This window comes from Flavobacteriales bacterium (assembly GCA_029248105.1).
GTDB lineage: Bacteria > Bacteroidota > Bacteroidia > Flavobacteriales > UBA7312 > UBA8444.
Window position 1 is genome coordinate 136,908 of the sequence record JAQWJZ010000030.1, and the last position, 21,197, is coordinate 158,104.

21 protein-coding genes and 1 riboswitch are annotated in these 21,197 nt (G+C 33.5%); of the genes, 11 read left to right on the forward strand and 10 right to left on the reverse strand.

Annotation, left to right across the window (positions count from 1 at the left end; genetic code table 11):
• The first annotated feature begins 4 nt into the window (after positions 1 to 4).
• The 5 genes from P8I29_05725 to P8I29_05745 all read left to right on the forward strand — a co-directional run bounded on the left by P8I29_05725 (position 5) and on the right by P8I29_05745 (position 5,584).
• Entirely contained in the window at positions 5 to 733 is a 729-nt protein-coding gene (locus P8I29_05725; GenBank protein MDG1917301.1) for an ABC transporter permease subunit, read from the forward strand.
• Positions 730 to 2,457, forward strand: coding sequence for a gliding motility-associated ABC transporter substrate-binding protein GldG (gene gldG, locus P8I29_05730; GenBank protein MDG1917302.1), 1,728 nt, complete (start codon positions 730 to 732; stop codon positions 2,455 to 2,457). Before P8I29_05725 ends, gldG begins: the two co-directional genes overlap by 4 nt.
• Positions 2,454 to 3,455, forward strand: coding sequence for a DUF4340 domain-containing protein (locus tag P8I29_05735; protein MDG1917303.1), 1,002 nt, complete (start codon positions 2,454 to 2,456; stop codon positions 3,453 to 3,455). The genes gldG and P8I29_05735 overlap by 4 nt, the downstream gene beginning before the upstream one ends.
• 72 nt (positions 3,456 to 3,527) lie before the next feature.
• Entirely contained in the window at positions 3,528 to 4,649 is a 1,122-nt protein-coding gene (dnaN, locus tag P8I29_05740) for a DNA polymerase III subunit beta (GenBank protein ID MDG1917304.1), read from the forward strand.
• A 50-nt stretch (positions 4,650 to 4,699) separates the two neighbouring features.
• Complete coding sequence (locus P8I29_05745) at positions 4,700 to 5,584, forward strand: hypothetical protein (protein MDG1917305.1); 885 nt, start codon at positions 4,700 to 4,702, stop codon at positions 5,582 to 5,584.
• Positions 5,585 to 5,645: 61 nt separating this feature from the next.
• Here P8I29_05745 and P8I29_05750 read toward each other — a convergent pair whose 3' ends face one another.
• The 6 genes from P8I29_05750 to P8I29_05775 form a co-directional block, all read right to left on the reverse strand.
• Positions 5,646 to 6,080 (reverse strand): hypothetical protein, encoded by a 435-nt coding sequence (locus P8I29_05750; protein ID MDG1917306.1) that lies wholly within the window; start codon positions 6,078 to 6,080, stop codon positions 5,646 to 5,648.
• A complete protein-coding gene (locus P8I29_05755; protein ID MDG1917307.1) occupies positions 6,047 to 6,532 on the reverse strand; it encodes a hypothetical protein in 486 nt (161 codons plus the stop codon). Before P8I29_05755 ends, P8I29_05750 begins: the two co-directional genes overlap by 34 nt.
• Positions 6,529 to 7,245, reverse strand: coding sequence for a 2-phosphosulfolactate phosphatase (locus tag P8I29_05760; GenBank protein MDG1917308.1), 717 nt, complete (start codon positions 7,243 to 7,245; stop codon positions 6,529 to 6,531). Before P8I29_05760 ends, P8I29_05755 begins: the two co-directional genes overlap by 4 nt.
• A 5-nt stretch (positions 7,246 to 7,250) precedes the next feature.
• Complete coding sequence (gcvT, locus tag P8I29_05765) at positions 7,251 to 8,333, reverse strand: glycine cleavage system aminomethyltransferase GcvT (protein MDG1917309.1); 1,083 nt, start codon at positions 8,331 to 8,333, stop codon at positions 7,251 to 7,253.
• A gap of 225 nt (positions 8,334 to 8,558) precedes the next feature.
• Positions 8,559 to 10,178 carry a sodium:proton antiporter gene (locus P8I29_05770; GenBank protein ID MDG1917310.1) on the reverse strand — a complete coding sequence of 540 codons (1,620 nt, stop codon included), beginning with the start codon at positions 10,176 to 10,178 and terminating at the stop codon, positions 8,559 to 8,561.
• A 72-nt stretch (positions 10,179 to 10,250) separates the two neighbouring features.
• On the reverse strand, positions 10,251 to 11,438 hold the full coding sequence (locus tag P8I29_05775) for a hypothetical protein (protein ID MDG1917311.1): 1,188 nt from the start codon (positions 11,436 to 11,438) through the stop codon (positions 10,251 to 10,253).
• A 51-nt stretch (positions 11,439 to 11,489) separates the two neighbouring features.
• A riboswitch (cobalamin riboswitch) is annotated at positions 11,490 to 11,669 on the reverse strand.
• 77 nt (positions 11,670 to 11,746) lie between these two features.
• Between P8I29_05775 and P8I29_05780 the strand changes: the two genes are divergently transcribed.
• A complete protein-coding gene (locus P8I29_05780; protein ID MDG1917312.1) occupies positions 11,747 to 11,935 on the forward strand; it encodes a hypothetical protein in 189 nt (62 codons plus the stop codon).
• Between the two features lie 213 nt (positions 11,936 to 12,148).
• Here P8I29_05780 and P8I29_05785 read toward each other — a convergent pair whose 3' ends face one another.
• From P8I29_05785 to P8I29_05795, 3 genes are read right to left on the reverse strand one after another with little or no spacing between them, the layout of a single operon-like run.
• Entirely contained in the window at positions 12,149 to 12,985 is an 837-nt protein-coding gene (locus tag P8I29_05785) for a hydroxymethylglutaryl-CoA lyase (GenBank protein ID MDG1917313.1), read from the reverse strand.
• On the reverse strand, positions 12,963 to 14,015 hold the full coding sequence (locus P8I29_05790) for a quinone-dependent dihydroorotate dehydrogenase (GenBank protein MDG1917314.1): 1,053 nt from the start codon (positions 14,013 to 14,015) through the stop codon (positions 12,963 to 12,965). Before P8I29_05790 ends, P8I29_05785 begins: the two co-directional genes overlap by 23 nt.
• Before the next feature lie 34 nt (positions 14,016 to 14,049).
• Entirely contained in the window at positions 14,050 to 14,382 is a 333-nt protein-coding gene (locus tag P8I29_05795) for a helix-turn-helix transcriptional regulator (protein MDG1917315.1), read from the reverse strand.
• Positions 14,383 to 14,722: 340 nt separating this feature from the next.
• Between P8I29_05795 and P8I29_05800 the strand changes: the two genes are divergently transcribed.
• Genes P8I29_05800 through P8I29_05820 form a run of 5 tightly spaced genes read left to right on the forward strand, consistent with a single transcriptional unit; the run spans position 14,723 to position 19,425 of the window.
• Positions 14,723 to 14,980 (forward strand): hypothetical protein, encoded by a 258-nt coding sequence (locus P8I29_05800; protein ID MDG1917316.1) that lies wholly within the window; start codon positions 14,723 to 14,725, stop codon positions 14,978 to 14,980.
• A 1-nt stretch (position 14,981) separates the two neighbouring features.
• Complete coding sequence (gene mutL, locus P8I29_05805; protein ID MDG1917317.1) at positions 14,982 to 16,781, forward strand: DNA mismatch repair endonuclease MutL; 1,800 nt, start codon at positions 14,982 to 14,984, stop codon at positions 16,779 to 16,781.
• Position 16,782: 1 nt separating this feature from the next.
• A complete protein-coding gene (locus tag P8I29_05810; protein ID MDG1917318.1) occupies positions 16,783 to 17,526 on the forward strand; it encodes a rhomboid family intramembrane serine protease in 744 nt (247 codons plus the stop codon).
• Positions 17,527 to 17,528: 2 nt separating this feature from the next.
• Positions 17,529 to 18,401 carry a rhomboid family intramembrane serine protease gene (locus tag P8I29_05815; GenBank protein MDG1917319.1) on the forward strand — a complete coding sequence of 291 codons (873 nt, stop codon included), beginning with the start codon at positions 17,529 to 17,531 and terminating at the stop codon, positions 18,399 to 18,401.
• Between the two features lie 4 nt (positions 18,402 to 18,405).
• The gene (locus P8I29_05820) at positions 18,406 to 19,425 is read left to right on the forward strand and encodes an endonuclease/exonuclease/phosphatase family protein (GenBank protein MDG1917320.1); all 1,020 of its coding nucleotides are present in this window, start codon (positions 18,406 to 18,408) and stop codon (positions 19,423 to 19,425) included.
• On the opposite strand, the gene P8I29_05825 is transcribed toward P8I29_05820, so the two are convergent.
• The gene (locus tag P8I29_05825) at positions 19,422 to 21,008 is read right to left on the reverse strand and encodes an ABC transporter substrate-binding protein (protein MDG1917321.1); all 1,587 of its coding nucleotides are present in this window, start codon (positions 21,006 to 21,008) and stop codon (positions 19,422 to 19,424) included. The two genes, P8I29_05820 and P8I29_05825, sit on opposite strands and share 4 nt — an antisense overlap.
• Positions 21,009 to 21,197: the final 189 nt, after the last annotated feature.

Sequence of the window (21,197 nt, forward strand, 5' to 3'; positions counted from 1 at the left end):
TCTTATGTATGCACTTTTTAAAAAAGAAATAAATACCTTCTTTAGCCACACTTCTGGTATAATTATAGTCATAAGCTATTTATTAACTAATGGTGCTTTTCTTTGGGTATTCTCTAGTGATTTTAACATACTAGATTCTGGGTTCACTCAAATGAATGGTTTGTTTTCACTTTCTCCGTTTTTATTCCTACTCTTTATTCCTGCTTTAACAATGCGCTTATTCTCTGATGAATACAAGGAGGGGACTATTGAAATTTTACAAACCTCCCCTATTTCGAATACCAAACTTGTATTATCTAAATATTTTTCGGGTTTAATAATTGTCTGGCTTGCTATCATTCCAACACTAGTATACTACTACAGTTTATATAATCTTTCTGAAACCATTGGCAATATTGATACCGCTGGAATAATTGGATCGTATATAGGTCTATTTTTATTGTCTAGTGTATTTGTGTCAATAGGCGTGTATGCATCTTCTACTAGCAAAAATCAAATTACATCTTTTGTAACAGCCATTTTTATTAGTGCATTCTTTTACCTTGGTTGGGATTTAATAGCAAATGAGTTGTCTAATGGTAAAATACAATTAGCAATCAGCTACATAGGTATTGATTCACACTATAATAGTCTAAGCAGAGGAGTTATTGATAGTAGAGATATAATCTACTTTTTAAGTCTTAATATTATTTTTATTCAACTTACTAGCCACTCAATTAGCAAAAGAAGATGAAAGCGTTTTTAAAAGACAAATCTTTAATAATAAATATACTACTTCTTCTGGTAGTAAATGTTTTTGCTAGCAACCTTTACTTTAGGCTAGATTTAACCGAAGAAAAGAAATATTCTTTAAACGAGGCTACAAAGGAAACACTAAACTCAATTGATGATATTGTTTTTGTAAAAGTTTATCTAAACGGCAACCTACCTGCTGGCTTCATAAGGTTAAAAAACTCTTGTAAAGAAACATTGGATGAGTTTAGATACCACAATTCATTGATAGAGTATCAATTTATTGATCCGAATGAAACTGAAAGCGTCGATGAAAGAAATAAAATCTACAAAGAGTTATCTGAAAACGGCTTAGAGCCAACTAATCTTCAAGTACAGGAAAGTAATGGCAACAGTGAGCAAATTATATTTCCTGGTGCTATTATCTACTACAAAGGAAGAAGTGAATCATTGAACCTATTGCAAAATCAAATCGGTACTAATCCTGAAAATGTTCTCAATAATTCTGTAGAGAACATAGAGTATGAACTCACCAATGCTATTCACAAACTCCTAACCAATTACAAACCTAAAATTGCTTTTCTAGAAGGTCACAATGAGTTGAACGAATTAGAAACTGCCGACATCAGCCACTCGCTAGGAAATATTAAAGGGTCGTTATCAGAATATTTTAAGGTTGAAAGAATCAACATAAAAGAATTTGAAGTAGATAGCAACAATTTGCCAAGCTTAAGTAATCAGATTAATCGCCTAAGTCAATATAAAGCATTGATCATTGCAAAACCATCATTAGCCTTCTCAGAAGTAGATAAGTTTCTGATAGATCAATATATTATGAACGGTGGAAAGACACTTTGGTTTTTAGATGGAGTGGCTATGGATATGGATAGTTTAAAAGGAAATGTACCTTTCTCGATGGCTACACCTCTTGATTTGAATTTAACAGATTTACTGTTTAAATATGGTATAAGAATAAATTATGATTTGATTATGGATTTTCAAGCCGATCAAATCCCTATAATAGTTGGCTATCAAGGTAATGTACCACAACAGCAATTATTACCTTGGCTATACCACCCTATTATCATTCCAAAAAATAAACAGTCTATTGTCAAAAATTTAGATGGAATAAAAAGTGCTTTCGTAAGTACTTTAGACACTATCAAAGTGCCCAACATCAAGAAAACTCCACTTCTGTTTTCATCGCCCTATTCAAAAATTGTAAAAGCACCACACAGAGTTAGTTTACAAATATTAGAGCAAGAACCTGCTATTGAACAATTTAAATCTGGTGAAACAGTGCTAGCATACCTTCTAGAAGGAGAATTTCAATCGGCATTCAAAAACCGTCTTGCACCTAATAACGAAAGTTTAGCCCCTAAGCTAGAAAGCCCTGATAATAGTATGATGGTGTTTGGTGATGGTGATATCATAAAAAATCATGTTTCTTCATCAGGAAACGCCTTCCCTCTAGGTTATAATCAATTTAGTAAATCTCAATTTAATGGCAATAAGCAATTGATAGTTAATGCTCTGAACTATCTATTAGGTAATGAAAAACTAATTAATATTAGAGCTAAAGAGGTAAACCTAAGACTTCTAAATAAGTCCGAAACAAAAAACAATAGACTAAAATGGCAAATCATAAACACGGTGTTGCCTCTGCAATTTATAGTTCTTATCATCTTAACTTTTGGTTATTATAGAAAAAAGAAATACAAATGAAAAAAATAATTTTACTTGCTGCTCTTATAATATCTTCTCTAGTTTTATTTTTCTTGAACAAAGAAAACAATACCATAAGTGAAGAATTGAGTGATTTTGCGGTTGAAGATACTTCAAGAATTCAAAAGGTATTTTTTGCTGATAAGCATGGTAATACCGTTACACTATCCAAAAAAGAAAAAAACATTTGGTTAGTCAATAACGAATTTATAGCACGTTCCGAAGCGGTAGATTTTTTACTAAAAACCATTAAAGACATAGAAGTAAAACACCCAGTGAGTAATAGCATGCATGATAGAATTATTAAGAATCTTGCTAGTTCAGCCGTAAAAGTTGAAATATTCACAGAAAACCCGGACGAATCACACAAAACTTATTTTATTGGTGGTGAAGCGAAAGACCTCATTGGTAGTTTTATGCTTTTAGAAAATTCAAGTCGTGCTTTTGTTGTATATATACCTGGTTTTAACGGCTTTCTTAGCCCTAGATACACAATTGATGGAACCACTGTGGGCAGTGACCTTTGGAGGGATAGAAACATCTTTAGGTATAATCCTAAAGATATAAAAACTGTTAGCGTTACCAATCATGATGATTCTACTCAGTCCTTTAAAATGCATCGTCAAAAGGAGTATTACAGCTTTACAAAGAATAAAATTACAAAGGTTATTCCTGAGAGTCAAGGCGATACTTATATGGATTTATTCAAATCTGTTAATAGTGAAGGTTTTATGAATGACTATTCGAAAAAAGACTCTATTTTCAAAAGTAAACCTTTTTACACCATTAGTATAACTGATCAAAATGGAAAAACAGATTCTCTTGTCGCCTACCACAAAGAACCAAAAAGAGAAGAATACATGCAAGATAATGGCGAAAAACTAGAGTATGATGTCGATAGAATGTATGCAAAACTTAATTCTGACTTAATACTTATCCAATTTTATGTGTTTGATAAAATACTTTTAAGATCGCCTCAATTTAGTGTTGAAAAATAGTTGAAAAATATCTTACTCTAAGAAGGGTAAATCTTATATATTTGTTTGTTAACACATTCAGAAAAAACGAATATGAAATTTATAGTTTCTAGTGCGCAATTATTAAAGCAACTCCAAACGATTAGTGGTGTATTAAACTCGAGTAATACCCTACCCATTTTAGATAACTTTTTATTTGAAATATCTGCAAATACACTTTCTATTTCAGCCTCTGATTTAGAAACTACCATGAAAACTAAAGTGAAAAATGCAGAAGCCGATGAAGACGGTAATATTGCTATTCCAGCAAAACTTTTGATAGATACCTTAAAAACGTTTTCAGATCAACCATTAACATTCTTGATAGATGAATCTACTTTTGGAATAGAAATTGGCTCTGAAAATGGAAAATTTAAATTGGCAGGACAAAATGGTGATGAATTTCCCAAAACCCCATCAATGGAGTCTGCATCTAAAACAAGCATGCCAGCTTCGGTATTAGCGTCAGCAATAAACAAAACATTATTTGCTACCGGCAATGATGAACTCAGACCAATAATGTCTGGTGTGTTTTGCGAATTATCTTCTGATGGCTGTACTTTTGTAGCTACTGACGCACATAAACTTGTGAAATACAGAAGGACTGACACTACTGCAGAAAATACAGTTTCATATATCCTTCCTAAAAAGCCACTTACTCTACTCAAAAATTCCTTGGTAAATGATAGTGAAGTCACTATAGAATATAACGAAACAAATGCCTTTTTTGTTTTTGATGATGTAGAGTTAATATGCCGATTGATAGATGGAAAATATCCGAATTATGAAGCTGTAATTCCTAAAGAGAATCCTAACGTTCTTACTATTGATCGATTAGAATTTTACAATTCTATTCGTCGAGTTGCCATATTTGCAAGTAAATCTACTCATCAGATAAGACTTAAAATCGCTGGTTCTGAGCTCAATATATCGTCAGAAGACTTGGACTTCTCTAATGAGGCATTCGAAAGATTAAGCTGTCAATATACAGGAGAAGACCTAGAAATTGGCTTCAATTCTCGTTACCTTTTGGAAATGATAAATAATCTTACTTCAGAACAAATTAACTTAGAAATGAGTGCTCCTAATCGAGCAGGGATTATCATTCCACAGGATGGTGTTTCTGAAAATGAAGAAGTTTTGATGTTAGTAATGCCGGTAATGTTAAATCAATAATTCAAATAGCTTATATTAGCAAACAATTAATTCAACTTTAAAACACTATTATGAAAAATATTCTTCTAGTCATATTAGTAATCATTTCTTCTCATGTAAATGCTCAATTTGAAAAGGGAAATTGGTTTCTAGGCGCATCAAGTAGCAATATCAATTTTAGCTCATCCACAAACTCTGAAAACACCATTGACGTAACATTTACAGGCTTTAGGGATACTCTAGTAAATGAAACGGATAGTTTAAATCTAGGATTTCTATTTCCTTACACCTACCTATTAGATCAAGATAAGCAAAGTGAATTCAATGTAAACTTTAAAGTTGGTCACTTCATAGCTAACAAATTAATGATAGGTGTGGGCTTTGGCTATGATACTGAAACCAGTATCTTCAAAACTAATGCGGATTCTAAAATTGCAAGTGCTAGTCTTTCTGACAGTCTAACAAATGTTTGGTTTACTGGCTTACCAGACGTCATTACAAATGGCACAACGTATGCTGACCACTATTTTGAACTGTACAGCCTAGTTGCTGCATCCGTAAATAATGACATAACTTATTCTAAAACTATGATGAACATAGCTCCTTTCGTTAGATATAACTTTCAATTAAGAAAAGGCAATTCTTTTTTCATAGATGGTTCATACCGTATTACTTCTGGAAAGGAAGAAGTTAAAGATGCTATAAGCTCTTTAAGTACAACAACTGACTTATCATCATCTACAATAAATTTAGGTTTAGGTTTTAGTGCATTTTTATCTAACAAATTTAGTGTTGAACCACAATTTAACTATTACATGTACAACTCTACTTCTTCTATGAAAGAAGATGCTATACACCCTATTCTAAGTGTTGTAGATATGGGAGAGAAAGCTACAGAGAGAACCGTTAAAGGATCGGGTATTAATTTCTCGGTTGGTTTATCTTATTACTTCTAATAGAAATTTATTCCAAAACATAAAAAGACTTAGTATCGGATACTAAGTCTTTTTTTTGTTATTAATCTTTGTGCGACCACTCATCCATATTAGGCTGACCGGCATCAATCCAAGCAGAATACCATACGCAACCAATAGCTAAAATTGAAGAACGCATCTGTCTTTCTACCATATTATCTAACATCTTATGATACGCTTCTGAATACTCTACTGAATATGCTTTCTTGTCCCCCTGCCCTTTTTCTTCTATGCTATATTTAGAATCGGATGCAAACTGTTGGTTTAATTTAGCCTCAAAAAGTAACACAGAATCTTTGGCTGCGTAACTATTTTCTATAATAGACCATACATAAGAAAGCATATTTTCTTGATAACTAACTTTAGGAAGAAAAAAATCGTAATTATCGGCAAACAATTCTGGTAATCGTGATTCCCAAAAAGCGTGTATACCTTTCTGATTAGTTAACTGACCATCGTAATTAAGAGTAGTATGCAAGGAACATGAGCATCGGCAATATAATGTCCCAAATCTGACAACAGGTTAATAGAACGCTCTATATTATGATCTCTCAAAGATTTAACCAACACATAATATTGTTTATTGATATGCCAAGGTAAAATGCCGTATTTTATTAAAGTATCTTCAGAAAATTTTATAACGGCATCGTCCCACTTTTGCGGCATTACTGCAAAAGGTGAATCTACACTATAAGCATCTATATCGATAAAATGTCTTGGAGCTTCACCCTTTATAGTGAATTTTCGCTTATCAGCGTTTACAGCCTTGTCTTCCAGATGTTTTATGTGATTTAAAAAAAAGGTGTTCATACTCTCAGGCAAAGTATAAACAGCCATTTTATTGATTTTATGATGAGCAAAAAAGCCCCATGTATAAACTGTATCATTAACTAAGAAGAAAACAATAAAGCTTAATAATACTTTTTTCATGAGTATGGAGTCAATACATTATCTTTTAAGATAGGTACAACATTTATTTTATTCTGCTCTAAACAATAACGTATATCATTTTCTATGCCCAGATGCTCTAGACGTTTTCTGTGTTGAGAGTCTTTTAAGAAATCAAACATATTGCCTTTAGCTTTTTGATAAAGCATTAGGCTATTAGCAGTTGAGTCATTTTCAAAGAAAAAACGTTCATTTTTAACAAGTTTTTCGGTCAAAGCTCCAGCAAATAAGGTGTCTTCTAAACAAAAGTCACCTTTCCATCCAGCACACAAAATAATAATGTTTTTATCTTGTTCAATAAGGTAGTTAGTGAGTACGGCTAAATTTAAAAAAGAACCCACAACAACAGGATGGTCACGTTTGGCAATATTGATGGCTCTGGTACCATTGGTAGTCGTTAATACCATCTTTTTACCCTCTAAACATTGTCTGCTGTATTCTGTTGGGGAATTACCTAAATCAAAACCTCTAACAATTTTTCCGTTACGCTCTGCTGCCAAAACATAATCCTCTTTATCTTTAAAATCCAAAGCATCTTCTAAAGTAGATACAGGTCTAATGGATTGAACCCCTAAATCTAAAGCCGTACATATTGCTGATGTAGCACGTAAAACATCTACCACAACTACTATACTTTTTCTATCGCAATAAATAGGGAAAAGTGATGGTGTTAAACAAACTTTTATATTATTCATATAAACTAATCTTTGAAGAAAGGTAACTTAACGACTTTAGCTTTTAGCTTTTTATTTCTTATTTGAATAAACAAATCATTATCCAGTTTTGCGTAAGCTGTATTTACATATCCCATACCAATAGATTTTTGTAATGAAGGCGACATAGTTCCAGAGGTTACAAAACCTATTTGTTCATCGTTTTCATTTAAAATTGCATAACCATTTCTAGCAATACCTCTCTCTAACATTTCAAATCCAATTCTTTTACGCTGAATACCGTTCTCTTTTTCAGCCAATAATTCTCTGGAATAATTAAAATCATTAGTAAACTTCGTAATCCATCCCAAGCCAGCTTCTAATGGAGAAGTTTCATCATTAATATCATTCCCGTAAAGACAAAAACCCATTTCTAACCTTAGAGTATCTCTAGCGGCTAAACCTATAGGCTGAATGCCATAGGCTTGACCAGAATCAAAAATCGAATCCCAAATAATTTCAGCGTGTTCATTAGGAAAGTATATTTCAAAACCACCAGCACCAGTATAACCCGTAGCAGAAACAATTACATCTTTAAGTCCACAAAAATCACCTTCTTCAAAAGAATAGTATTTCATTGAAGACAAATCCACAGGGGTAAGAGATTGAAGAGCCTGAGCAGCCTTAGGCCCTTGAACAGCTAATAGAGAGTAATCATCTGATAGATTACTTATTTTAACATTATTTGTGTTAAATTGATGAATCCAGTTCCAATCTTTTTCAATATTTGAAGCGTTAACCACCAACATATATTTTTGAGCATTAAATCTGTAAACTAGTAAATCATCAACTATACCTCCACTCAAGTTAGGCATACAAGAATATTGGACTTGACCATCAACCAAAACGGATACATCATTAGAAGTAACTTTTTGTATTAAATCTAATGCATTAGGACCTTCAACAAAAAATTCTCCCATGTGAGATACATCAAAAACTCCTACATTATCTCTTACATTCAAGTGTTCAGCAGTTACACCTTCATATTGAACAGGCATATTATATCCAGCAAAGGGAACCATTTTAGCACCTAAATCCGTATGCTTTTGTGTGAGTGCAGTGTTTTTCATTAGAAGATATTTTGGGGGCAAATATAACTAATTTAACTCCCCGATATATGCTAGTTTATCTCCCTCTAAATACTGATATTCATAATCAACAGTAATGAATTCGATCTTATCTCCTCTACGAACAAGCATAGGTATATATGTGTTTTTATCACTTGATAGTAGAGATTTTAATTCCTCCTCCGATGTTATATCTAATTCTTTGACTTGAGGATGCTTTCTTACTAATTATATAAGTTTAATATAATCCGTATCATCAGAGAATAAAATATTATTTGGACGTGATAAAGCATCAAATTTTATTTCATTTACAGTAATCAGTCTATGTACATTAGATTCTCCAAATGTAGTTTTAAGCTTCCTACACGCAAATATATTTACATCATTACTGGATGTTAATGCCAATAAATGACCTACATTATCTAACTCTAAATCGTCATCATCAGATAAGATGTTTTTCTCAAGAACATTTAACTTTGCTGCTCTTGCTTGACGGATATTTTCCCTTGAAAGATCAACAAGAGTGTTAGAAATATTGTGTTTTTCTAAATACTTCGCTATGCTAATTGATCCTTCATTTGCACCAACAATAACCACCCCATTTTTAACATCTTGAATTAGACCTAAAACACGAGCAACAGCTTTGGCAGTAAGTCCATTTAAAGTTACTGTCCCTAAAATTATCATGAATGTTAATGGTACTAATAACTCTACGTCTGCTCTAAGTGAAGCTGGTAAACTAATTTTATCAGACATCAGATATAATGAAAACAATGATGCTACAGCAGCAGCCACAATACCTTTTGGCCCTACCCAAGCAATAAAAGCCTTTTCACGCCAATTCAAATCAGACCTCCATGAACTAATCCATACCACAATAGGTCGTAAAACAAAAACAACAATTAAGAAGATATACAATGAGTTTATCTCTAATAGCCTCAAATCTTCCATTGATATTTTGGCCGATAAAATGATGAACAAAACTGAAATCAAAATAACAGTTAGACTTTCTTTGAAATCGAGGATTTTATCAAGGTTTGGTGTTTTGATATTTGCCAATAGTATTCCCATTACAGTAACTGATAATAAACCTGACTCAGCCTGTAATGTATCTGCACCAGCAAAAGCAAAAATGACAAACCCTAGGGAAAGTACATTAATCAAAAAATGAGGAATTAAATTTCTTTTCAATAGTGAATGTAAAGTCCATCCTGAAAGAAGTCCGAAAAATGTTCCTACACAAAGAGTTAGGAAAAAGGTTTTTAAAGCCACTTGAGTTAATCCCATAGAGTGATCGCCTCCTACTCCCATTGTCGATACAAATAGCAATTCATAAACCAATACAGCTACTAAAGCACCAATTGGGTCAATTGCTATACCTTCCCATTTCAAAATAGTACTTATGTTTTTCTTTGGGCGGACACTTCTAAGAATAGGTGCAATTACAGTAGGCCCTGTTACTATGATTAAAGAACCAAAGAGAAGACCTACTCTATAATCCATTCCTAAGAAATAATGAGCCGCTAAGGCTCCTCCTATACCCATCACAATAGGTCCAAAAATGAGCAAATTTCTAACCACACCAGCTAACTGTCTTACTTCTTTGAATTTTAAGGTTAATCCTCCTTCAAATAGTATTACACCAACCGAAAGGGAAACAAAATAATACATGGTTTTACCCGCAAAAATATTTTCAGGATTAATCCATTGATAGTCTAAAACTAAAGTAGATAATGGCCCCATAGCTAAACCCAATAGTATAAGAGGAAATATAGCGGGTATTTTCATTCTCCAAGCTATCCACTGAGCAAGTAAACCAAAAACAATAATTGCAGCGAGTTCTAACATATTCTTTCAATTTTGATAAATATAAAAAATAAAAAAAGGAGCCGAAGCTCCTTTTAAAATTATTTTAAAAAATTATTGCCTAAATACTTTTTTACCTGAATCGATATAAATTCCTTTAGGCTGACTATCTAGTGTTATTAATTTTCTACCAAATATATCAAACAGCATATTATCTGTGTTTTGCCCCATTTCATAATCGTGAATTGAAGTTGTGCTTCTGACATCAAACACTATTGTGCCTGGCGAAACACCACAATCGAATTCAGAAACAAGATTATTATCAGCATCGTAAATATGTACTTTACCATATGAAACATAATCTGTTGAGCTAGTATATAAAAGGTCATTGACTTCATCATGTGCTAACTCATAAAAATTCTGATTAACTCCCAATGCATTGCCTTCAGATGTGAAAGTTATAGGATCCCACTCTAATAAAACAGAATCCATTGAAATCTGAAAGTTAATTTTATCCCCTCTCAAGCAAGATGTACCGCAGCCGGTACTCATGTTAGAAACATTAATAGTTGAAGCTGTTAATGTGCTAAGATCAATTTTAGAAAAGGATGCACCCGACCAATTCTTGTTGTTAACGGTGTAAATATAATCGTCATCAATCATCATATTATCAGGATTTGTACCATCTGCACCAAGGTCAATTTCTTCCTGATAGTTAAGTGTAGATAAATCAATAACACCTATTAGAGATTTTTCATTACCCCATTCAAACCCATTATTGATAGCAACAAAAAGATTGTTGTCATTAATTACCATATTCTGAGTAGACCATTTTGGACCAGTAATTGTATCTAACTCCATATAAAAACTTAAATCCGAGGTGTTGAATATTTGAAGGTAGGAGTTGAATAATATTGGCAAATATGTTTGACTATCATAATCACCTCTAGAAGCAAAAATCTTACCATCAAATATTGCCAAATTCCTAACTCCACTTACAGCTTGAGTTGCTAATAATTCATACGTATTCAAATCGTACTTTAACAATTGAGTGTCAGCAGCTACGTAAAGATAATCGCCATCGATTAGCATATCGGATGCAAAACGAGCACCATCAATGGTATCTACTACTGAATAATCCGTTGTAATCGGATCATAACTTCCGATTGTTACTGGAGTGGTTATTTCACCAGTTTCGTAATCATAACGTCCTTCGTTGAGAACCAATACTTGGTTTACAACATCGTTTTGGGCAAATACACATTGAAATGCAATGCACATTAGCAAAATTGTTTTTTTCATTTTAATTTAGGTTTAAAAAAGATAAATACTAAGATTACCTTATCCCGAGGTTTTCCGTTCGCTTGTGACGGCAGGTCTTCTGACTTACTCTCCTAAGTGGCCTTCCCATTCGTTAAAACAGTGGACTGTAGATCTTAGGTTATTGTTGAGCTTACAGCTGCGGGAACAGTTGAGGACTTACACCTCCTTCCCTATTAATTCTTTTAAGAAACCGTAACGGTACAAAGTTAGTCCTATTTTCTTTACACTTTTTAAAAAATAACTTATATTTGATAGGTATTATCAACAACTCTTAAAGCCCTTCTAAGATGACAAAACGCTTATTTTTCATCCTTTTTACTTTTTTCTTTTTCTCGTCCTTTTCTCAACAGATTGCCGTCTATGATTTTGAAAATTTATCCCTAGGAGATATTACTGGACAAGATGGTTGGGAATTCAGTACTTCTTTGTCCTCCATGAACAATGGCTATAACTGCCCTGTTGTTGGTACACCTTAGTTTACCCTAACCCTACTTATGACTTCCTTAATGTTAGTAGCGACAAGAAATAATACAGCTAAGTCTTTATTCAATAGATGCGAAAAAAGTAATGGAAAGCGATTATATTGAAAGAATTAATTTAAAAGCTATTTCCAAGGGGAATTACATTTTAAAAGTATTGAATAAGGATTATTCTCAAGAAATACATAGAATTATCAAAAACTAACAGGTTTAAAAGGTATCAATCGCTTTATTGTATGCGCTTTCAAAAGCCAAGGTATTTACTCCCGTTTCTATTTTCTTTTCTTGAGTAAAAGACACTAATTTTTCAGTCGGCATATTACCTACCAAATCGTCTTTTGCCATAGGACAACCCCCAAAGCCTTTTATTGCACCATCAAAACGACGACAACCACTATTGTAGGCCGTTTCTACCTTTTCTCTCCAACTTTCAGGATGAGTATGAAGGTGTGCGCCCCACTCTACTTTTGGATATTCTGAGATCAACAAAGAAAATAAACGTTCGATATTAGAAGGGTTTGAAACTCCAATAGTATCGGATAAGGCTAACGTTTTAACATCTAATTCGGACAATTTCTCTCCCCATTTGGCTACAATATCTTCGTGCCAATGCTCTCCGTAAGGATTGCCAAAGGCCATAGATAAGTAAACTACAAGCTGTTTACCGTGTTTTTGACAACTACTTTGCAAATCTTCAACTAAGGACAAAGACTGTCCAATACTTTTGTTTGTATTGCGCTGTTGAAAGGTTTCAGAAACAGAAAAAGGATAGCCTAAATAATCAATACGCTCAAAGGCACAAGCATCATCAGCACCTCTTTGATTAGCAACAATTGCTAATAATTTTGTTTTAGAATCATTTAGTTGCGAAAGCACATCGGCTGTATCTTTCATTTGAGGTATGGCCTTAGGAGAAACAAAACTTCCAAAATCCAAGGTATCAAACCCTACCTTCAATAATGCATTAAGATAAGCTACTTTTTTCTCTGTAGGAATAAAATCGCTTATTCCCTGCATCGCATCTCTAGGACATTCTATGATCTTCATAAGCATCTATTATTCCTTTGTTAATCATTCTCACAATACCAGGCCCTTCATAAACAAAACCTGTATATATCTGAACTAAGGTCGCCCCTGCATTTAATTTTTCAATAGCATCTTCAGCAGAGTGAATACCCCCAACACCAATAATTGGAAAACTCTTTTTAGACTTTTCAGAGATATAGCGAATAACATCGGTTGAACGATTCTTAACAGCCTGACCACTTACACCGCCATTTCCTATCAAATCAAGGTTGTTTTTAGAGGTTTTAAGACCATTTCTATCAATCGTAGTGTTTGTGGCTATTAAACCATCTAAGCGTGTATCTGTGACTATCTGAACGATATCATCCAATTGTTCATTGGTTAAATCTGGAGCAATCTTTAAAAGTATAGGTTTCCTTTTAATCTTTAAATCGTTTAATTCTTGTAATCGAAGAAGCAACTTAGTAAGAGGTTCTTTTTCTTGTAACTCCCTTAATCCTGGTGTGTTAGGTGAGCTTACATTAACTACAAAATAATCTACATAATCAAAAAGTGACTCAAAAGAAATCTCATAATCTTTAACCGCATCGTCATTAGAAGTCACTTTATTTTTCCCAATGTTTCCGCCAATAATAATATTCGTTTTTCTGTTTTTTAGACGTTTAACAGCATCTTCTACTCCACCATTATTAAATCCCATTCTATTAATCAATGAGTTGTCTTGAGGTAGCCTAAACAATCGAGGCTTTGGGTTTCCAGCTTGAGCTACAGGAGTAAGAGTTCCTATCTCAATAAATCCAAATCCGAAAGAAGCAAGTTCGTTAAAAAGCTTAGCATCTTTATCAAATCCTGCAGCAAGCCCTACAGGGTTATCAAATGTTAAACCAAAGACCTCTATTTTGAGTCTATCGTCTTTAACTCTGAAAATACTATCCCAAGCTTTTAATTTGAAAGGAATATATGAGGCTAATTTGATTAATTTAAAGATAAGATGGTGTATAAATTCGGCTTGAAATAAAAATAGGATGGGCTTGACTAACAGTTTATACATCTTTAGAAGTGTTGGTTAGGCAAAAATAATAAGTTTATTTGTTCGGATGGTATTCTTCAAAACTATTATCATTATAAAAAACAACAATTTTATCAATCGTTTTGCTATCACTTTCCGGTGATTTAGATTCATTACCTTGTTCAGATGTTTTAGTTTGAAGCTCAAACATACCACCTTGACCCAATAAAAGCCAATTAGCCGAAACATCTGGAAAGCGTTTAAGAATCTTTTGCAAAACTTCAATACTTGGCTTATTACGTCCTGACAAAATGTGCGACACTGTTGAACGATTTACATCAATTTCTTTAGCAAATGCGTTAGAGCTTAACTCATAATTTTCGATGATATTTTGAATACGATTTTCCATTATTTTATCCTGTTACAAATGTAAACATTATTTATTTGAATCAACATAAAAACACCACTATATATTCACATTAAATAGCTATAATCGTCTATTTTTATTAATATTTTAATTCATATAAATATTGTAATATACTGAAATTACAATAGTTATGTATTTTTAATCCAAAGTGTTTGATTTTATAACAAAAATAGATCAAAAAACAACTAATTTATGTTTACATCAGTACAAAACAAACAGCTTTAGCTTTAAAAAATAGTCCTCATCAAATAACATAAAATGGACTCAAAAATTCAATTCTACTGCCCTACTCTATTGCTACAGATTTATGTATTTTTGCTGTATGCAAGCACCCAAACTTCCAAGCTTTTTTAAAACATCGAGACATCGTCAGTTCGATTTGAAGACGAGATACTACGATGCCCAAAAAGAAGATTTAGAAAAAAGAATCAAAAATGCTGAAAGCGGCAAATCGTCTTTAAGGTTTAATAAAGACTGGCAACAATCAAAACGCTCAAAAGAAGTGGCAGTATCAAATAAACGCATTATTCTTATCGTTATCATATTACTATTAATTAGCTTTGCTTTATTGAAAATCTAATATGTCAGACCTTATTCAACTTTTACCCGATCATGTTGCCAACCAAATAGCTGCTGGAGAAGTTATACAAAGACCTTCATCTGCCGTAAAGGAATTAATAGAGAACGCAATAGATGCAGGTGCTTCAAATATTAAACTCATCATAAAAGATGCTGGCAGAACCCTCATTCAAGTTGTGGATAATGGCTCTGGAATGAGCGATACTGATGCTAGAATGTCACTAGAAAGGCACGCCACTTCAAAAATCAAAAAGGCAGATGATTTATTCTCAATCAGAACAATGGGGTTTAGAGGTGAGGCAATGGCATCTATGGCGGCTATATCTCACCTAGAGATAAAAACCAAATTACATTCTAACGATTTAGGCACTAAGATATTAGTTGAAGGAAGTGAGTTAAAATCGCAAGAAAGTTGCGCCACTAATAACGGCACATCTATATCCATCAAAAATTTATTTTTTAATGTCCCTGCTAGAAGAAATTTCTTAAAGTCAGACAACGTTGAGCTGAAACATATTATCGATGAATTTCAGCGTATGGCTTTAGCTCACCCCGATTGTGCAATGAGCTTTTTTCAAAACGATAAGGAAGTTTTCAATCTACCTTCATCATCTTTAAAACAACGTATTGTAGGGATATTTGGAAATAAGTACAACGAGAAACTCGTACCTGTCAAAGAAGAAACATCTTTAGTTGCGGTCAACGGATTTGTTGGTAAGCCAGAATTTTCAAGAAAAACTAGAGGAGAACAGTTTTTCTTTGTTAATCAACGCTTTATAAAAAGCGGTTATTTACACCATGCTGTTGCCAATGCTTTTCAAGAACTTATTCCAGAAAAACACCACCCCTCTTATTTTTTGTTTTTTGACATTGACCCAAAATTTATTGACGTCAATATTCACCCTACTAAAACAGAGATAAAATTTGAAGATGAAAAATCCATTTACGCTATTGTACGTTCCTGTGTAAAAAGAGCTCTAGGCGTACATAATATCGTACCCTCATTGGATTTTGAAAAAGACCCCGCTTTTGATAATATCCCTACTTCGAAGAAAGTAAATCTTAAAGAACCTAGTATAAAAGTAGATTCGAGCTATAATCCATTTGAACAAAAAACAAAATCTGACAATACCTACTCCCCAACACCAAAAGTAAAAACTGAAAATTGGGAACAGCTTTTTGAAGAACTTCCAACCCCAAGCAATAATACTACCGAAGTACTGGGAAAAAGTTGGAGCGAAAACACGGAAGAAACAGATAAGACTATTTTTCAACTCAATAGGCAATATATAGTTTCTAGCATAAAGTCAGGCCTTATGATTATACACCAACAAAGGGCTCACGAAAGAATATTATATGAGTATTATTTGAAAATGCAGCATAACGAAGGGCCTTCTCAACAGCTTTTATTCCCTAAGACAATTGAACTGGCACCTTCTGATATTGAAATTGTAAAAACCATAAGCGATGAGCTTTTGAATATGGGCTTTAGATTTGATTATTTGAACAAAAACAGTATTGTGGTACTAGGAACCCCAACCGATGTAGAAATGGATAACCTAGATAAAGTTATTGAGGAATTGGTTGAACAGTTTAAGAATGAATCTTCAATAGAAAAACATGACAACCTATCTCGATCACTAGCAAAGAGTATGTCTATCCAATCCGGACGCAAGCTAAATCAAGAAGAAATGCGTTCTATTATTGACAATCTATTCGCCTGTCAGATACCCAACACTACAGCTAAAGGAAAACCTACACTTATCACATTAACACTAGAGGAATTAGTTAAAAAGTTTTAATATGAACATCGGACCAGCTAAATTCAGTTATTTACCTGAGGTTGTAAAAAATCTTTTGATTATAAATGCCTTATTCTTTTTGGCCAAATTTGTTTTAGGCGGTAATTTCGGTATTAATCTAGATCAAATTTTTGGACTTCACAATTGGCAATCTCCAGATTTCAGACCCCATCAGTTCGTTACTCATTTATTCATGCATGGCAACCTCTCGCATATACTTTTCAATATGTTTGCCTTATGGATGTTTGGTAATCAACTAGAAAACATTTGGGGTTCTAAACGCTTTCTGATTTACTATATGATTACCGGCTTTGGTGCAGCACTTTTACATTTAGGCGTAAGTCAATTTCAAATTTCAATGGTAGAAGCTCAAATGTCTGCCGAGCAAATCAGTACCGTTCTTGCTGACGGCTATAACGCTCTACAGAATGGGCAGAATTTTGTTAATCCTCTGATGGGAAAATTAAACATACTTTACCACACTCCTACTGTTGGAGCTTCTGGTGCAGTATTTGGATTACTTTTAGCTTTTGGCATGTTATTTCCAAACACTCTTATTTACCTTTATTTCGCAATACCTATTAAAGCCAAATACTTTGTTGCTGGATATGGATTATTAGAATTGTGGCTTGGGCTACAAAACAATCCTGGTGATAATGTAGCACACTTTGCTCATCTTGGCGGAATGTTATTTGGATATTTACTCATTAAATATTGGCGTAAGAATAGCCAACATTTTTACTAATTATGATATTTAACGAATTAAAACATAGCTTTAAAAAAGGCAGCTTATTAAGTCGTATTATCTACATCAACCTTGCTGTTTTTGTATTTATTGAGGTTCTTAGTGTCTTCTTCTTTCTATTCAATCAACCCAGTTATGAACTTATTAACCTAGTAGCTCTTCCAGCCAATGGAAGCGAATTACTTTCCAAACCCTGGACACTCATAACATATATGTTTGTTCACGATGGATTTATCCATCTGATATTCAATCTACTATGGCTTTATTTTGGTGGCACTATATTCTTAAAATACCTTAGCAATAAACAAATTGTAAGCACCTATGTTTTAGGCGGTTTAACAGGTGGTTTATTTTACATTTTAGCTTTTAATTATTTCCCTGTTTTCGATAGTGTTCTTGCTCAATCTATGGCGGTAGGCTCATCTGCATCAGTATTAGCAGTATTAGTAGCTATTGCCACATACGTCCCTAATTATATCGTTAATCTCACCTTTATTGGTAGAGTAAAACTAAAGCATATAGCTATAGTGTCCATCGTATTGGATTTAATTCTTATTCCTAATGGAAATGCTGGAGGACACATAGCCCATCTAGGCGGTGCGTTTTATGGATTTTATTATAGCCGACAATTATTGAAAGGTAAAGATACTAGTCGTTGGTTTAATCATTTAATGGATTATTTGGTTAATCTTTTCAAGCCATCAACACCATTGAAAACGGCCTACAAACGACCAAAAACCGATGACCAATGGCGAGAAAACAAATCCAACGAACAACAGCAAATCAATAGGATTCTTGATAAAATCGCCAAATCAGGATACGATAGTTTAAACAAAGAAGAAAAAGAAACCTTATTTAAAGCCAGTAAAAAATAAAGCTATGCTAAACGGCATTCTATATATTCTTAATATGCTATTGCTTTTTGCGCTTTTCCTTTCCTATGCTTCGCCTTACATTAGCCCGGACACCTTTTTGTGGCCTATTGCCTTATTAGGATTAATATATCCTTTTCTTTTGCTCATAAATTGCTTGTTTGCTCTTTATTGGATAATACGTTTTAAAAAATATGTTTGGACTAACATCATCATTATATTGCTAGGTTATGCACATATCAAAAACCTAATTATTATTCAAAAAAATCAAACATCAACCGATAGTCAATTTACTATCATGAGCTATAATGTTAGATTATTTAATGCTTACGACTGGATTAATAAAGATAATGTAAAGGAAGATATTATTGAATATGTAAATAACGAATCGCCTAGTGTCCTTTGCCTACAAGAATTTTATGCCCCTAAAGAATTACCAAAATTCAATTACCCTTTTAGTCATATCGGTTTGCAAAACGAACGTAAGAGTTGGAGAATGGCAACCTATTCCAAATTTCCTGTTTTCAACAAAGGAACAGTTAGTATTTCTGGAGAAAGAACCAATAACGTCTGTATTTATAGCGACATAGTGATAGGTGAAGACAGTATTAGAGTGTATAATGCTCACTTGGCATCCAATTGGTTTCAAAAAGAAGATTATGAATTTTTAGACAGGCCAACTGTTGAAGGTGCTGAAAGTATTATTGAAAGACTCAAAGTATCTTTTTTCAAAAGAGCTAAACAAGTAAAAGCCATTAAAGCTCATATGAATACCTCGCCCTACCCAATTATTCTCTGCGGTGATTTTAACGACACCCCCACTTCATTTACATATAAGCAACTCTCAGAAGGTTTAAACGACAGTTTTGCTAATGCTGGGCTAGGTATAGGACAAACTTATAATGGTAAATTTCCTGCACTTCGAATAGACTACATTTTGTATAGTCCAGAGCTAGAGATTGTAAATTTCAAAACCAGTGAAGTAAGTCTTTCTGATCATTATCCAATAATAAGTGCTTTTAACTAATCGTTTTGTTTTTCAACTCTCTTTAACTGTAACAAATTCATAGCATTGGATTCGAAACCCACAATGTCGTTCTGGACGAATCGAATAACTTGATCATAATACAAGGGTACAATTGCCGCATTATCCAATATCATCTGATCCATTAGTTGGTAATAGTATTGTCTTTTTTCCAATGACACTTCCTTCAAGGCTAATTCGTAATACTCATCGTATACAGGGTTAGAAAAATGGGTGTAATTTGGACCATTCGGACAAAAATTCTTAGAGTAAAACAAGGCCAGATAGTTTTCTGCATCGGCATAGTCTGCTATCCACGAACCTCTAAAGAAATCCAATTTTGAGGTGGCTACCATCTGTCTGTGTGTAGATGGCGGATTGATATTAATTTCTACGCTAATACCCACATCAGACAATTGATTTTGAATAAACTCACACAAATCCAAATATGAGCTAGTAGTGTTTAATTCAATAGATATAGGGCTGCTAATAGCTGCACCGGCTAATAGTTTTCTAGATAAATCAGGATTATAATCAAAACCATTCAAACTATCGGTAAACGAGGGCAATCCTTTAGGAACAAAACCTTCCGTTGCTGGACTACCTATATTATTACGCAAATAGGTCATCATCTTTTGTCTATCAAAACCGTAATTGATAGCCTTTCTAACTGCTAAATGTTGAGTGGGAGACAAATTGTTTTCGTCCATCAAAAAGCCTAAATACTCGGTATTTAAATAAGGTAAGGTCTGTAATTGAATTTTACACTTATAGTCATTTTGCAACTCCCCTTGTGGCGTTAATACTTCGTCTTTGTAAGAAGCATCTAACCCAGATATAAAATCCAAATTACCCTTTATAAACTCTAGGAAGGCAGTTTGTTTGTCTTTAATGAATGTTATAGCTACGGCATCCAACAAAGGAAACCCATTCTCATGATAGGCATTATTTTTTCTCAAAACGAGCTTTACGTTTTCTTTCCAATATTGAAAATGAAAAGGACCTGTACCAACAGGTGCATCTCTAAAATTGGTGTTCTCAACTATTTTTCTTGGTACAACCGAACAATAAGGCATAGTCAATAGACCTAAAAATGGTGGAAAAGCTTCTTTTAAATGAATTGACAGTGTGCTATCATTAAGGGCTTCATAATAGTCAACATTGTTCATTACCCAAGCTCCGGGCGAGGCTACGTTTTTATCAGTCAAACGGTCAAAGCTATAAACGAAATCAGAGGCTTTTACCTTTCTATCACCCAATCCATTAAAATATTCGTGAGAATGAAAATATACATCATCTCTCAACAAAAAAGTATAACCCTTAGCGTCTTCGGATATTTGCCAAGAATGAGCAATACAAGGTTGAACATTCAAGGAAGAATCCAATTGGACTAAGCCGTCAAATATTTGATTAGCCACCCATATACTGGCTTGATCTTTAGCAAAAGCAGGGTCTAAACTACTAATACCTGCCGATTCGTTATACCTAAAAATAGATAAGCTCTCGTCAGAAGTATGTTCATTACAAGAAAAGAATACTAGAGCTAGTGTTAAGAGGAAAAAATATCGAATAATATGGCGTGTCATCGGCCATAAAAATACACAAATAAAAAATTCAAAATCCAGTCTGTTGGAATATAAATCGAAATGTCGGCTATCGAATTTATTGAATTACATCTTTTGGTTAGCGTCATTGCGTGATAAACGATTTGCTATTTCTGCATTTGTTAAGATGTAATTTTCTAACAAGACTGGAAAATGAATTTTCAAAAAACT